The sequence below is a fragment of the Labrenzia sp. ATLA3 genome (genome assembly GCF_057180185.1).
Map to the genome: position 1 here is coordinate 57,132 of NZ_JBXUKV010000008.1, position 13,185 is coordinate 70,316.

At 59.5% G+C, this 13,185-nt stretch carries 14 protein-coding genes; 6 read left to right on the forward strand and 8 right to left on the reverse strand.

Going from position 1 to position 13,185, the window contains the following annotated elements:
* Positions 1-97: 97 nt before the first annotated feature.
* The gene (locus AC2A6O_RS21845) at positions 98-1,249 is read right to left on the reverse strand and encodes a YeeE/YedE family protein (RefSeq protein WP_148582305.1); all 1,152 of its coding nucleotides are present in this window, start codon (positions 1,247-1,249) and stop codon (positions 98-100) included.
* A gap of 243 nt (positions 1,250-1,492) precedes the next feature.
* Between AC2A6O_RS21845 and AC2A6O_RS21850 the strand changes: the two genes are divergently transcribed.
* Complete coding sequence (locus AC2A6O_RS21850; protein WP_498930287.1) at positions 1,493-2,878, forward strand: tetratricopeptide repeat protein; 1,386 nt, start codon at positions 1,493-1,495, stop codon at positions 2,876-2,878.
* Positions 2,879-2,987: 109 nt separating this feature from the next.
* Positions 2,988-4,202, forward strand: coding sequence for an OpgC family protein (locus AC2A6O_RS21855; protein WP_498930841.1), 1,215 nt, complete (start codon positions 2,988-2,990; stop codon positions 4,200-4,202).
* 234 nt (positions 4,203-4,436) lie between these two features.
* Here AC2A6O_RS21855 and AC2A6O_RS21860 read toward each other — a convergent pair whose 3' ends face one another.
* The 3 genes from AC2A6O_RS21860 to AC2A6O_RS21870 form a co-directional block, all read right to left on the reverse strand.
* On the reverse strand, positions 4,437-4,721 hold the full coding sequence (locus tag AC2A6O_RS21860; RefSeq protein WP_148582302.1) for a BQ00720 family protein: 285 nt from the start codon (positions 4,719-4,721) through the stop codon (positions 4,437-4,439).
* Between the two features lie 32 nt (positions 4,722-4,753).
* Positions 4,754-5,182: an Hsp20 family protein gene (locus AC2A6O_RS21865; protein ID WP_148582301.1), complete on the reverse strand. Its 429-nt coding sequence runs from the start codon at positions 5,180-5,182 to the stop codon at positions 4,754-4,756.
* 161 nt (positions 5,183-5,343) lie between these two features.
* On the reverse strand, positions 5,344-6,204 hold the full coding sequence (locus tag AC2A6O_RS21870) for a LysR family transcriptional regulator (RefSeq protein ID WP_498930290.1): 861 nt from the start codon (positions 6,202-6,204) through the stop codon (positions 5,344-5,346).
* Positions 6,205-6,307: 103 nt separating this feature from the next.
* Here AC2A6O_RS21870 and AC2A6O_RS21875 point away from each other — a divergent pair, with 103 nt between their 5' ends.
* The 4 genes from AC2A6O_RS21875 to AC2A6O_RS21890 all read left to right on the forward strand — a co-directional run bounded on the left by AC2A6O_RS21875 (position 6,308) and on the right by AC2A6O_RS21890 (position 8,784).
* On the forward strand, positions 6,308-6,655 hold the full coding sequence (locus tag AC2A6O_RS21875) for a hypothetical protein (RefSeq protein ID WP_498930291.1): 348 nt from the start codon (positions 6,308-6,310) through the stop codon (positions 6,653-6,655).
* A gap of 210 nt (positions 6,656-6,865) precedes the next feature.
* Entirely contained in the window at positions 6,866-7,225 is a 360-nt protein-coding gene (locus AC2A6O_RS21880; protein WP_498930293.1) for an MmcQ/YjbR family DNA-binding protein, read from the forward strand.
* On the forward strand, positions 7,215-8,399 hold the full coding sequence (locus AC2A6O_RS21885) for an MFS transporter (protein ID WP_498930295.1): 1,185 nt from the start codon (positions 7,215-7,217) through the stop codon (positions 8,397-8,399). Before AC2A6O_RS21880 ends, AC2A6O_RS21885 begins: the two co-directional genes overlap by 11 nt.
* Positions 8,400-8,412: 13 nt before the next feature.
* Positions 8,413-8,784: a hypothetical protein gene (locus AC2A6O_RS21890; RefSeq protein WP_498930297.1), complete on the forward strand. Its 372-nt coding sequence runs from the start codon at positions 8,413-8,415 to the stop codon at positions 8,782-8,784.
* 23 nt (positions 8,785-8,807) lie between these two features.
* Here AC2A6O_RS21890 and AC2A6O_RS21895 read toward each other — a convergent pair whose 3' ends face one another.
* The 4 genes from AC2A6O_RS21895 to AC2A6O_RS21910 form a co-directional block, all read right to left on the reverse strand.
* Complete coding sequence (locus AC2A6O_RS21895; protein ID WP_498930299.1) at positions 8,808-9,938, reverse strand: DNA alkylation repair protein; 1,131 nt, start codon at positions 9,936-9,938, stop codon at positions 8,808-8,810.
* Positions 9,939-10,136: 198 nt separating this feature from the next.
* A complete protein-coding gene (locus AC2A6O_RS21900) occupies positions 10,137-11,213 on the reverse strand; it encodes a sn-glycerol-3-phosphate import ATP-binding protein UgpC (protein ID WP_148582296.1) in 1,077 nt (358 codons plus the stop codon).
* 13 nt (positions 11,214-11,226) lie between these two features.
* Positions 11,227-12,069, reverse strand: a complete 843-nt coding sequence (gene ugpE / locus AC2A6O_RS21905) for a sn-glycerol-3-phosphate ABC transporter permease UgpE (RefSeq protein WP_498930301.1) — start codon at positions 12,067-12,069, stop codon at positions 11,227-11,229.
* Positions 12,070-12,080: 11 nt separating this feature from the next.
* Positions 12,081-12,962, reverse strand: coding sequence for an ABC transporter permease subunit (locus AC2A6O_RS21910; RefSeq protein WP_148582294.1), 882 nt, complete (start codon positions 12,960-12,962; stop codon positions 12,081-12,083).
* Positions 12,963-13,185: the final 223 nt, after the last annotated feature.

Consider the following 13,185-nt stretch of genomic DNA (forward strand, 5'->3'; position numbering starts at 1 on the left):
AGAGTGTTCATTCGCATTGAAGATCTGAGACCCGTTGGCGACCAGACATAATCCGTTTCGGGATTGATGGAATGAACTACCTTTTTGAATTCGGTGCCTAAGGCATACCGAGACGCAGGCGCAGGCGGGTTCCTGCGAGGCTTCCTAGGAAGCCAAAGACCAGCCAGAGCCAGCCGTGCAGTGACCCCGACACCAGGCCGCCCAGATAAGCGCCGATGTTGCAGCCGTAGGCGAGCCGGGCGCCATAGCCCATCATCAGGCCGCCCGCGATTGCTGTCAGCACATCGCGTCGGTTCAAACGCCAGACGGGCGCAAAGCGGCCGGCAAGGCCCGCGGCCACCATCGCCCCCAGAATGACGCCGAAATCCATGACGGAAGTGGTGTCGCGCAGCACCGGGTTTTCCAGCGCGCCGCGCTGCCAGGTCCAGTAAGGCCAACTGTCCACCGGCACACCCGCGGCATGAAACAGCTTGCCGCCCCAGAGCGCGAACGCAGAGGTGATGCCCCAGGGCCGGCCGACCACCACGAATGTGGCAATGCCGACGATTGCCAGCATCACCGCCCCCATCATGGGCGACCAGGGACCGGAGAGAAAAGACTTCGTTGGCCTTGCTTCGGCAATCGAGCCATGAGCGCGCCGTTCGATGACAACGGTCGCAATCGCCAGAAGGCCAAGCACAAATGCGGTCAGAAGAAAGGCCCCGTGAGGTCCGAATTCCCGGATGAGGGACACTGGCGGCAATTTGGGCAGGCGGCCCCACAGATGCAGATGCGCCGTCGCCGCCACCGACCCGAGGATGAAACCCGTCAGGGTGATCATCATGCGGGTGGAGCCGCCGCCGGCGGTAAACAGCGTGCCGGACCCGCAGCCACCGCCCAATTGCATGCCGATGCCGAAGAGGAAGGCCCCGAACGCGGCAGCCAGACCGAAGGGAAACACGAAGCCACCGGTCGGCCAGCCCAGCACATGCCCCCAGGCAATCAGGGGAAAGGAAACGGCGCTGGTCAGAAGAATGAGCACGAACTGCGCTCTGAGGCCTCCGCCCCGTTTTTCCGTGACGATCCGCCGCCAGGCGGCCGTGAAGCCGAAACTTGCATGATAGAGCGACAGCCCGGCGAGACCGCCGATCAGGGCGGCCACTGCCTGGCGCGGTCCGGCTTCTCCATAGGCGCCCAGCGCGACCATGGCCAGAAGGCCGCCCGCGATGGCGACAACGGCTGCTTGAGATTTCCCGACCGCCAAGGCCATGTGTAGCTGCTCCCGCGCAGATCCGGCTTTAAAAGCCTCATACGAAGACTTGCACTTCCGGCCTTAATTTCGCAACGAAAGTGTCTTTTCTTCACCTACACATTGCCAACACCTTTTTGTGTTTTGCAGTTCAAGTGTTGCCTGCGGATTTTGGGTAGGAATATTCAGCCGCCCCGAGCTCTGCCGCCGCGGTTGGCGGGCCCCGGGTTCAGAGGGCCTGGGTGAGAAACAAAAAGGCCTGTTATGCGTCTAACTGATCAATTCGGATATGAGCTTACCCTGTCCAGCAAGGAAGCCCTGACCGCCTGGAACGAAACCGTGAAAGCCTTTCTGTCGCATGGCAGGACCACTCCGCAATATCTGGAGACCTGTCTCGGCCTGGAACCGGAGTTTGCGCTGGCGCATGCGACCCGCGGGATTTTCTGCCTGCTGCTGGGACGCCGCGAGATGACCGCAACGGCGCAGGAATGCCTGTCGATAGCCAGAACCTCAGCCCGGAACACGCCGGTGACAGCCCGCGAACAGGCCGTCATTGATGCGCTTGGGACCTGGTTACAGGGCTTTCCGACACGCTCCGCCGATCTTCTCGATGCCATGCTGGTGTCAGTTCCCGAAGACACGTTGATCTTGAAGCTTGTTCACGCCATTCGCTTCGTTCTGGGTGACTCCACCGGCATGCGGACGTCGATCGAACGGGTGCATACGGCCTATGAGGAAACGCACCCGGCCTATGGCTACATGCTCGGCTGCCGCGCGTTTTCTCTGGAAGAAACGGGCGACTATCGTCTGGCGGAAGCTACCGGCCGCAGGGGGCTGGAGTTTGCCCGCGACGATGCCTGGGGCCTGCACGCCGTCGCCCATGTGCATGACATGACCGGTCGGTCGGAAGAAGGCGCACGCTGGCTGGAGTCCAATCCCGAAGGCTGGGCTCATTGCAACAACTTCGGCTATCACGTGTGGTGGCACCTGGCGTTGATGTATCTGGACCGGGGCCAGGCCGACAAGGCGCTGGCGCTTTACGACAACGACGTCCGAAAAGACAAGACCGACGACTACCGCGACATTTCCAACGCGGCGTCTCTTCTTATCCGTCTGGAAATTGAAGGCGTCGATACCGGCGCGCGATGGGATGAACTGGCGCTTTTGTCCGATAAACGCGCCGAGGACGGCAGCAACGTGTTTGCCGACCTGCATTACCTGCTGGCCCTGTTGAACGGCGGCCGCCGGATGGGCGCCGACCGGCTGTTGAACGGGCTGAGGGAACGCGCGCAAGGCGAAACGGATATTGGCCGCGTCACAGCTGAAGCCGGACTGCCGACTGGCCTCGGTCTGGAACAATACCGGAAGGGCAATTTTGCCTCGGCCTTTGCGCTGCTGGACTCTGCAAGAGACAATCTATACATGGTCGGCGGCTCGCACGCTCAGCGCGATGTTTTCGAGCGAATCACGATCGATGCAGCCCTGCGGGCAGGCATGCCAGAGGATGCGGAACGACTGCTCAACAGCCGGACTCACAAACGCGGTGCGCTGGATCGATTTGCCGAACAACGTCTTGAACTCTGCGATAAAATGCAACGCGCCCACCGAGTTATGGAAGACCAAAAACTCAGGGCTACCGGCTCGGTCTGATCCTCAGCCGGCACTCGATTGATCAATTATCTCTGGACCCAACGTGAACGCTCACACACAAACGAAACGCCCACGCGATCCGCGGCTCGATTTTTTCCGCGGCCTTGGAATGTTCATCATCTACGTTGCCCACCTGCCCTGGAACTGGTGGACGCTCTGGATCCCCGCCCGTTTCGGGTTTTCCGATGCAACGGAAATCTTCGTCTTCTGTTCCGGCATGGCGTCCGCGCTCGCCTTCGGCAAGATCTTTGATGTTCATGGCTGGGGGATGGGGGCAGCCCGGATCCTGCATCGCATGTGGCAGGTTTACTGGGCGCACATCGGCCAGTTCCTGGTCGTCGCTGTCGGCATCGCCATGCTGCAGTACAGCGGCTATCTGGCTGAATGCTGCAATCTGAAGGAAAACTATCTTGCCTCCCTCAATTTGCTGCATCTCTTTGACAACACAGAGGCTGCCCTGCCCGGATTGCTGACAATGACCTGGGTGCCGAATTACTTCGACATTCTGCCCATGTATGTGGTGATCCTGTCACTGATCCCGATGATCATGCTGGTCGCCCGCTATTCGGTGCCGGGAGCTTTCGCCTTGTCGATCGGCCTGTGGCTTGCCGCCCAGTTCGATCTTCTGAGCCTGCCGGCCGAACCCTGGTCCGACCGGGAGTGGTTCTTCAACCCCTTCGCCTGGCAGATGCTGTTCTTCACCGGCTTCGCCTTCATGCGCGGCTGGATTCCGGCGCCACCGGTCAGCAAGCCCTTGATGGTGCTGTGCGCGGTTGTCCTGATCGTCACGGTTCCCTTCGCCTACTTCCGCGCCTACCAGGAAGCGCACCTGAACCTGGTCTGGGCTCGTGAAATCCGCGAAGTGATCAAGCCGCTCTGGATCAAGACGGAATTCGGCCTCTTCCGCTATCTGCATTTTCTGGCGCTGGCCTATCTGGCCTGGGTCGCCGCCGGCGAACACGGCAGGCGCTTGCTGGGTCACGGTGAGACCTGGGGCCGGTTCGTGCGCGTCGTGCAGAAAGTGGGCCAGCAGTCGCTACCGGTGTTCATGGCCAGCCTGGTCATAGCCCAAGCAGCCGGCATCCTGCGCGACATGGTGTGGGGCCGTGGTGAGCTGTTGCCGCAGGTCCTGTCCAACCTTATCGGGTTCCTGGCGCTGATTGCCGTTGCCTATGTGGCTGGCTGGTACAAGAGCCAGCCCTGGCGCAAACCGCCCGCAACATCCAGCTCCGGCCCCTCCGAGCGGCCGAAAAGCCCCCCTGCCGATGGCGGCCAACCGGCGACCAGGTCAAAAGCCGACACCCGGGAACACGCCCTCACCTGAGGACGGGGCAAGGCTTGCCCCCTATCTGAACGCCCGCAGAAGCAAGTCTTCTGCGGGCGTTTTGTTTTTCGGGAGCCGCCGCCTCTTTCGAAGCAGGTATTGCCTGAACCGTCCGCTTGGTTGGAGGCATCGTTCAAACACCGAAGAAGTCCCTCGGCGGTTCCTTGCCCTGAAAACACAAACACCGGCCAGGCGGCCGGTGTCGTAACGGTTTTACAGGTTATGCGGGAGGCGTCAGTGCAGGGACGCCATCTCCAGATCCGCTTCAAAAGCATTGGCAACGGCTGCTTCCCGGCTGTCTGCCAGCAGGATCGGCGTACCGTCCGCATTGAGAAGCGCGTAAAGCGTCATGTTGTCGTGCAGCGGCGGGACATCGGGAAACATTTCCTTCAGATCCCGGGCCTTGATCTGCTTGATGTAGGCTACATCTCCGGTGCCCAGTTCGGTCAACTCATCAACCGACATGAACTCGGAAAAAAGCGCGCGGTCTGCCCAGGAGGGGCTATCGGGGTTTTGCATCAGTCATTCTCCATATGTTGGCCGGCGCACGTTCATTCGCCGCTGGAGATTTCTATTTTTCTGATGACACGCTCCGGTTCAGGACGTGCCAAGTCGATGGACAGAAGCCCATCTTTCAGGTCGGCTCCGAGGATCTCGATCCCCTCGGCCATGACAAAGGCCCGCTGGAACTGACGGGCGGCAATGCCTCGATGCAGATACTGCCGGGTCTTGTCATCCACCTGACGCCCCCGGATGACCAGCTGACTCTCTTCTACCGAGACTTCAAGCTGCTCTCTTGTGAACCCTGCCACCGCCAAGGTGATCCGAATGACATCGCCCTGATCCTCCGTTTTCGGAAGTCTTTCGATGTTATAGGGCGGATAACCGTCGTTGGCGGCCTTGGAGACGCGATCGAGCACGCGCTCGATATCGTCGAACCCGAGCATGAACGGGCTAGAAAACGCTGACATGCGTGACATCCTCAAAGTCCTTGTTGAAGCGACCTTGCGCCCGGACCCTTTCAAGGCATCCGGACCGGAACCAACCGGTTCCATTCATGATTAAATATGGAGCTTCGTTAAAATTGATTCAAGGAGCCAGAAATTCGCCTGATTTTCGCTTTTGCTTCTCTGTGAATTATTCAGCGGGAAGAAGCCAAAATCGGGTTCTGTTTCAAGAACTTCGTCAGAGCAGAAACCGCCTGGCGAACTGTTGGTTCATGACGTTCGTCCTGATGCATGACAAGCCACCGCTCGGTTTCCATGCTGTCGAACGGGCCGCCAATGCGCACGAGATCGGGAAAGGCATCGCCAACGAAGGTCGGCAAAAGCATCCGCGCATTGCCCTTGCGAACGAGTGACAGGGCAAGCGAAGCCTTGTTGACGGTGATCACCGCATCCGCGCCATGGTTTTCTTTCAGCCAGAGGCCGGTCGGCGAATGGGCATCGTCTTCCACAAGACCGACCCAGCCAGGCTCCGCACCCTTTGGAACGCTTTCGGCCTGATACGCCGCATAGTGCACCCTTCCGACCTTCTGCCCCGCCAGCCAGGCCTGTTTCGGCCGGGTGTTGCGGACGCCGATGTCGATCTGCCGGCGGGCAATATCCCGATTCCTGAGATCTGCGAGAATTTCCGGCAGCCAACCGGCGTCAGGGGTCCAGAAGGACGAAAGGTTGTCGATCAGAAGCCGCGCGGTCCAGTCTCCAGCAGAAATCCGGATCCTCCGGCGCAGGCCTTCTCCTTCTTTCCAGGCAACGATGCTGCGGGCGGTCTGATCCATGTCTTCCAGGTATCGCAGGAGATCATGCGCGGCAGTGGTGAGCTGATAGCCTCGCGCTTCACGTTCCACCAGGCGGACATCAAGGCTTTTCTCCAGCGCGGCAACCCGGCGGCCGAGCGTTGCGGAACTGACGCCGGTCTTGTCTGCCGCACCGGCAAGGCCACCCGCTTTGGCGACTGCCAGAAACAATCGAAGATCTTCCCAATCGACGTTTCGTTTCATTTTTGAAATCTCGTTTTCAATTAGAAAACATGGGAATAGGCACGCCCCATGAGACTATCTGCAAATTCCCTTTCAACAAACTCAAATTTGAAGGGAGCAGCAAATGCTCATTCCCTATTCCCTGCCTTTGCAAAAGAAGTTCGGCGACAACCGCGTGCCAGGATGGAACGATCCCCTCAGATCGCTCTATCCGGATCATGCGGAATTCTGGCCGCAGCAGATCCCCGAGCATATCCGGCTGCTAGAACTCAGCAGAAGGCTGGCGCGTAAACGCCGGCGGCTTTTTCTGCTGAAACTTTTGAAAATGTGCCTTGGTCGTCCGCCCAGAGGGAAAAAGCCCCGGCGTTTCTCCAAGGCCTCTTGCGATGTGACATCTGGCGGGCGCACGGCAGACGGCGGCTCTTCCGCCCCAGGCGTTAGTACCCTGTTTCCTGAAACGCCGACCGCCTGACAAGGGACAGTTTCGCCTGGGTTCAGATGACTGCCATAGGAGGTCTCGAACGCGATGCTCTGGCGCGGCTCGTGTTTCAGCGGCGCCGGAGGAGGCTGTGAGACACGTTTTTTTCATCGCTGTGCCGCTTGCGCGAACCGGCCGGAACAGCCAATCTGCCGCTCCTGCCGACGGACCCGCCTCCGATCCCGCGACTTGACGAGCCTACAGATGACCCGCGACGAGTTTGACGCCTTCTGCAAACAGCTTCCGGTAACCACGCATGTGGTGCAATGGGGCAACGCATCGGTCTGGAAGGTCGGCGGCAAGATCTTTGCCATTTGCTCGGGTTGGGGCCAGGGCGATTTTCCACGTTTCAGCTTCAAGTGTTCCGATATCTCCTACTCCCTGCTCACCCAGCAGGAAGGGATGATCCCCGCGCCCTATCTCGCCCGCGCGAAATGGGTGCAGATGGAAGAGGAAGGCGCGCTGACCGACGCGGATCTGAAAGCCTATATCGAAGCTGCCCACAAGATCATCGCGGCCAAGCTGACCCGGAAACAGCAGAAGGAGCTGGGTCTTGCCGGGTGAGATGGCAGGCAAGTGGCGTTCACTCGGCCTGCTGATGCTGGCTGAGATCGCCGCCATGAGCCTGTGGTTCATGTCCGCCGCGATCCTGCCCGATCTGACGCGGGAATTTGCCATATCCGATTTCGCCCAGGCTGCGCTTTCCAGTGCCGTCCAGATCGGCTTCGTGTTCGGCGCCGTCGCCTCGGCCTTTCTGGGCCTGGCTGACCGGATCGACCCTCGCCGGTTCTTCGCTTTCAGCGCGATCACCGCCGCGCTGTTCAATGCCAGCCTGCTGGTGGTCGAACCGGGCGGGGCGGTTTCGATCCTGGCGCGGTTCGCGACCGGCGTGCTGCTCGCCGGGGTTTATCCAGTCGGCATGAAAATCGCCGTCGGCTGGGGCCAGAAGGATCGAGGCTTTCTGGTCGGCACGCTTGTCGGCGCACTTACCTTCGGTTCTGCCGCCCCCCATCTCCTCGCCTTGCTCGGTGGCACCGACTGGCGCTGGAGCCTGAGCGTTGCTTCGCTCGCCTCTGCCATAGGCGGCGTGCTGTGCCTTTTTGCCGGTCTCGGGCCGTTCCATGCCAAGGCGCCCCGCATGAAGATAAAGGCCATCTTCACTGCCTGGACCAATCCGAAGATCCGTTACGCCTATGCAGGCTATCTCGGCCACATGTGGGAGCTTTATGCCATGTGGGCGTGGATCGGCGTTGCCCTTACCGTTTCCTTTTCCGCGCAAATGCCGGCGGAGACCGCCCTCCCCTTGTCCCGCCTGATCGCGTTCCTGACCATAGCGGCCGGTGGTGCTGCCTGCGTTCTCGCAGGGATCATGGCGGATCGTGTCGGCAAGGCGAATATCGCGATTGCCGCCATGGTTATCAGCGGCACCGCCGCACTTGCCTCGGCCCTCACCTTCGGCGGTCCTGTCTGGCTGACGATCCTCTGCGTCCTCGTCTGGGGCGCCGCCATCCTGCCGGATTCAGCCCAGTTCTCGGCCCTTGTCGCCGACTATGCGCCCCCTGACCAGGCCGGCAGCCTGATGAGCTTCCAGACTGCCCTCGGCTTCGCGCTGACCTTTTTCACGGTGCAATTGACGCCGCTCGGGTCGGATCTGATCGGCTGGCCCGGCGTGTTTGCTGTGATGGCCATTGGCCCGGCATTCGGGATTATGGGGATGTTAAGGCTCAAACGGCTTTGATAAGGCAAGATCAGTGAGCGACAGAGACTTCAAGATTGCGGCAATTGCGTTAGCGGTGGGTTGGCCAGCATACTTTTTATTGCTGATGGCTGAAGCAAAATCGAGGAGTGCCGATAAGTTTTTTTGGGTCCTGTCATTTCTTACAATCGTTTTGTTCGGGCAGCTCATCAACAGAAAAAGAAAGCAGGAGGATCCATCATTCTTCATCGAATTTGTAATTTGTTTCGTCGGATGGACTTCTTACTATTTAGTGACACAACTGAATAGCAACTTAGTATTTTTGAGCCACTTATTTTACGGACTTTTTCTTTTTTCGATGTACACAGCCGTTCTTGCTCTGGCTATTTGGATGCGAAAAATCGAAAATAAGGACAATCTATATTAGGAATGCACATTTCCTCAAAAGACTTATTCTTTTTCCATCACCAGCTCGAACTCCGAAAATCCGAAATCCTGACCGTTGATCCTGAGGCTGACCGCCTGCGTGCCGCCGTAATAGACCCGTGTAGTGATCGGCCGGATTGCGTGGCTGCGGGAAAGTGTCAGCCTTTCGCCCGGGGCCAGTGTCAGCTTGGTCCATTTGAAAACCTTGGGTGCCAGCGTTCCGTTGGCCTTCCTGAAATGGATCAGATAGTCGAGCACAAGATCCTGCGGGTGGCTGCTGGTCGAGACCAATTCGACGTCGAAGCCGACTGACTCTCCGTAGGTGACGTCTGACGTCAGGATCTGCGGGTCTTCGACCCGGATCTCCGGCGGATTGAGCCCGAAGGCCTCCAGTGTTGCCGTGTGGCCCTGCTTGATCAGCGACCGGCAGGCGTGTCGCACGAGCTTTTCACGGTTTCTGTCCGCATCCTTCAACCAGCTTTTGGCGATATCGGCCACCAGATCAGGATGGTCCTTGGCGATGTCGTTGAGATGATTGGCAACGGACCGTCGGACATAGTCTTCCGGGTCGTCTTTCAAGGCTTCCAGAAGCGGCAAGGTAGGTGTGGGGTCGACCACCAGAGCCTGAAGCCGCATGCCCCAAGGCAGGCGCGGGCGGGTCCCTTCAGAGACCAGACGGCGCACGTGTACGCTTTCGTCCTTCACCCAAGGGGCCATGATGGCGAGCGCCCGTTCCTGATCCTGTGCCAGAAACGGGCGCACGTCGAATTCGGCCGTCGCCCGTTTGGTCATTTCCTTCAAGAGCGCGAACGAAGCATCAAAATCATCCAGGCCGCTGGCCGCGACAACCATGCCAAGCGGCATCATGCCCCAACCGCGGATACCGCGTTCGTCACTGCCCCGGTCGAAGGCAATCTCCGTCATCGGGTGCAGCATGGCCTGAAGGATGGCAAAGCGGGACGACAGATCCTTTGGCAGATGCCGGTCCAGATGCCTTGCGATCAGGCCTGCCCTCTGCTTGAGCTCAAGATCCTCCAGCTCCGCCAGGATGTCTGTTTCAAAGCCCAACCGGTCGAAACCGGCGTGATGCTGCGCCACATGGCTGCCGATGCAGCGCACCAGATCCGGCGAAATGTTGTTCTTGAAGGGTTCCAAAAGTCTCTCCCTGACACGGTCTTCAGGGTGTTTGCCAGAGCGGCGTCAGGAGTTCCAGACAGCTCCTGCCGTTCTCCTGACAAGCACCGTCAGGAGGGTGTCCGGAAGTCAAAAACAAAAAGCCACCCCGGGGGTGACCGGGGTGGCTTGTCCGGGGTCGGCGGCCCTCGTTAAACCGCCTTGCCTGACCTTTCCGGATCAGTCGATCCGCCGGCCGGTGTCGGCGTCGAAATAATGGATGTTTTCCGGAGCGGCGCGCAGATACAGCTTCTCGCCGGGTTCATGACGGGCATGACTCGACACGCGCACCAGGATCTCGTCCCCGCCGTCGGCAAAGCTCGAGTAGAGATAGCTTTCCGCGCCGACCGGTTCGAGCACGTTGACGCTCGCTTCCAGATGGATGCCCTCGCCTTCGCCGGGTCCGCTCACCACTTCCAGGTGCTCCGGGCGGATGCCGATGGTGCAGGCATCGCGGCCCTTTACGTTTGCGCCCTTGAGGCCGGTGCCGGTTGCAAGTGCAAGGCCGTTGCCGTCCGCCTTGACCTTCAGCAGGTTCATGGCCGGGGAACCGATGAAGCTGGCGACGAAGGTGGAGGCCGGCTTGTCGTAGACCTCGATCGGTGCGCCGATCTGCTCGATGTTGCCGCCGCTCAGAACCACCAGGCGGTCGGCCAGCGTCATGGCTTCCAGCTGATCGTGGGTGACGTAGACGCTGGTGGTGCCGAGCGAGTGCTGCAGGCGCTTGATTTCAACGCGCATCTGCACGCGCAGCTTGGCATCAAGGTTGGACAGCGGTTCATCGAAGAGGAAGGCTGCCGGTTCGCGCACGATGGCACGGCCCATGGCGACGCGCTGACGCTGACCACCGGACAGGGCCCGCGGCTTGCGTTCCAGGTAATCACCGATTTCCAGAATGCGCGCGGCTTCTTTCACCCGCCGGTCGATCTCGTCCTTGGCCATGCCGCGGTTCTTCAGACCGTAGGCAAGGTTGTTGTAGACCGACATATGCGGATAAAGCGCATAGTTCTGGAACACCATCGCGATGTCACGGTCGGCCGGGTCGACGTTGTTGACCACCCGGTCACCGATCTTGATCTCGCCTGTGGTGATTTCCTCAAGGCCGGCCATCATGCGCAGCAGCGTGGACTTGCCACAGCCCGACGGGCCGACCAGGACGATGAATTCGCCGTCCGCGATATCGATGGAAACGCCTTTGACCGCTTCCACACTGCCGCCATAGACCTTGCGGACCTTGTCGAGAGTTATCGTTGCCATTTATCTAAAAACCTCACTTGTCGCTCTCGACGAGCCCTTTGACGAACCAGCTCTGGAAAATCACCACGATGAGCACCGGCGGCACGATGGCGAGGATCGCCAGCGCCATGGCCTCGTTGAAGTCCGGGATTTGCGCCCCGACCCAGACCTGCAGGATCTGCTTGATGCCGCGAACCAGGGTGAACATGCTTTCGTCGGTGGTGATCAGCGTCGGCCAGAGGTACTGGTTCCAGCCATAGACGAACATGATGATGAAGATTGCCGCGATCATCGTCTGCGACAGCGGCACCAGGATGTCCTTGAAGAATTTCCAGGGACCGGCACCGTCGATGCGGGCGGCTTCCAGAAGCTCGTCCGGAACCGACATGAAGAACTGGCGGAAGAAGAAGGTGCCTGTCGCCGAAGCGATGAGCGGCACGATCAGGCCGGAATAGGTGTTCACCATGCCGAGGGACTGGACGATTTCGTAAGACGGCAAGATGCGCACTTCCAGCGGCAGCAGGAGCGTTGAAAAGATCACCCAAAAGCAAAGGGTTGCCATCGGAAAGCGGAAATAGACGATGGCGTAGGCCGCCAGCATGGAAATGACGATCTTGCCGACGGCAAAGCCAAGGCCGAGGATCATCGAGTTCTTGAGCATGACGAAACCGTTGACTTCCTTCGTAAAGCCACCGGCCTCGAACAGGACCGTCTCGTAGTTCTCCAGGAACTTGCCGCCCGGGGTGAACTGAATGCCTTCCTTGTAGATGGTGATCGCATCGTGCGTGCTGGTCAGAAACGCCAGCACCACCGGAGTGACCATGAAGAAGACGCCGAGAAGAAGAATGATGTGGTCCGAGATCTGCAGTTTTTTCATCGCCGCCTCCCTTACGTGTAGTGCACGCGCCGCTCGATGAGGCGGAACTGGATGATTGTCAGGATGAACACCATCGCCATCAGGATCACGGACTGGGCCGAGGATCCGCCAAGGTCGTTGCCGCGGAAACCGTCCAGATAGACCTTGTAGACCAGGGTCACCGGGTTGTTGCCAGGCTCGTTCTTCACGATGACATCCACGATGCCGAAGGTGTCGAAGAAGGCGTAGGTGATGTTGATGATCAGCAGGAAGAAGCCGGTGGGGGCCAGCAGCGGGAATGTGACTGTCCAGAACCGGCGGAAGCCGGACCGGCAGTCGATGCTGGCAGCCTCCTGAACGGATTTGGAAATGCCCTGCAGACCGGACAGGAAGAAGATGAAGTTCACCGGGATCTGCTTCCAGACGGCGGTGACGATCATCGCGAAGCTGGTGTCGAAATAGTTGACGCCGATCTGCATCTTCCAGCCGAACATGGCGAACAAATCGACGATGGGGCCGACATGCTGGTCGAACAGGAGCACGCCGATCAGGCCGGCGACGGGCGGAGCAACCGCATAGACCCACATCAGCAGGGTCTTGTAGGCGGAAGCCCCGCGCAAGACCTTGTCTGCCTTGACGGCCAGCAGAAGGGCAATCCCGAGCGACAGGACCGTCACGAAGAAGGTAAAGACCGCCGTGAAGCGCGCCACACGACCGTAGTCGGTGGACGTGATCATGTCCTTGAAATTATCGAGGCCGACATAGGTCGAGCCGAAACCGAACGGGTCCTCGAGATAAAAGGAGGACTGGATCGCTTGCGCGGCTGGCCACAGGAAGAAAACCGTCACGATGCCGAGCTGCGGCAGAAGCAGCAGATACGGCAGCCACGGAGACTGAAACTGGACTTTTTTCATTATTTCGTTTCTCGACCACCGGGAACGACTGGTGCCGGCCACCCCTTGTGGGACGGCCTGCCCGAAACATCAGGCATTGGTTTGAATGCCCGAGATTTCATTCATTTCGCTGCGGATCGACATCGACCACTCCGCCGCCTCCGGCTGAATGTCGACCGACCCGGGCCATAAGCGCACATATTCGGCAGAATTGGTACGCCTATACAGCCACGCTCAAAGGTCG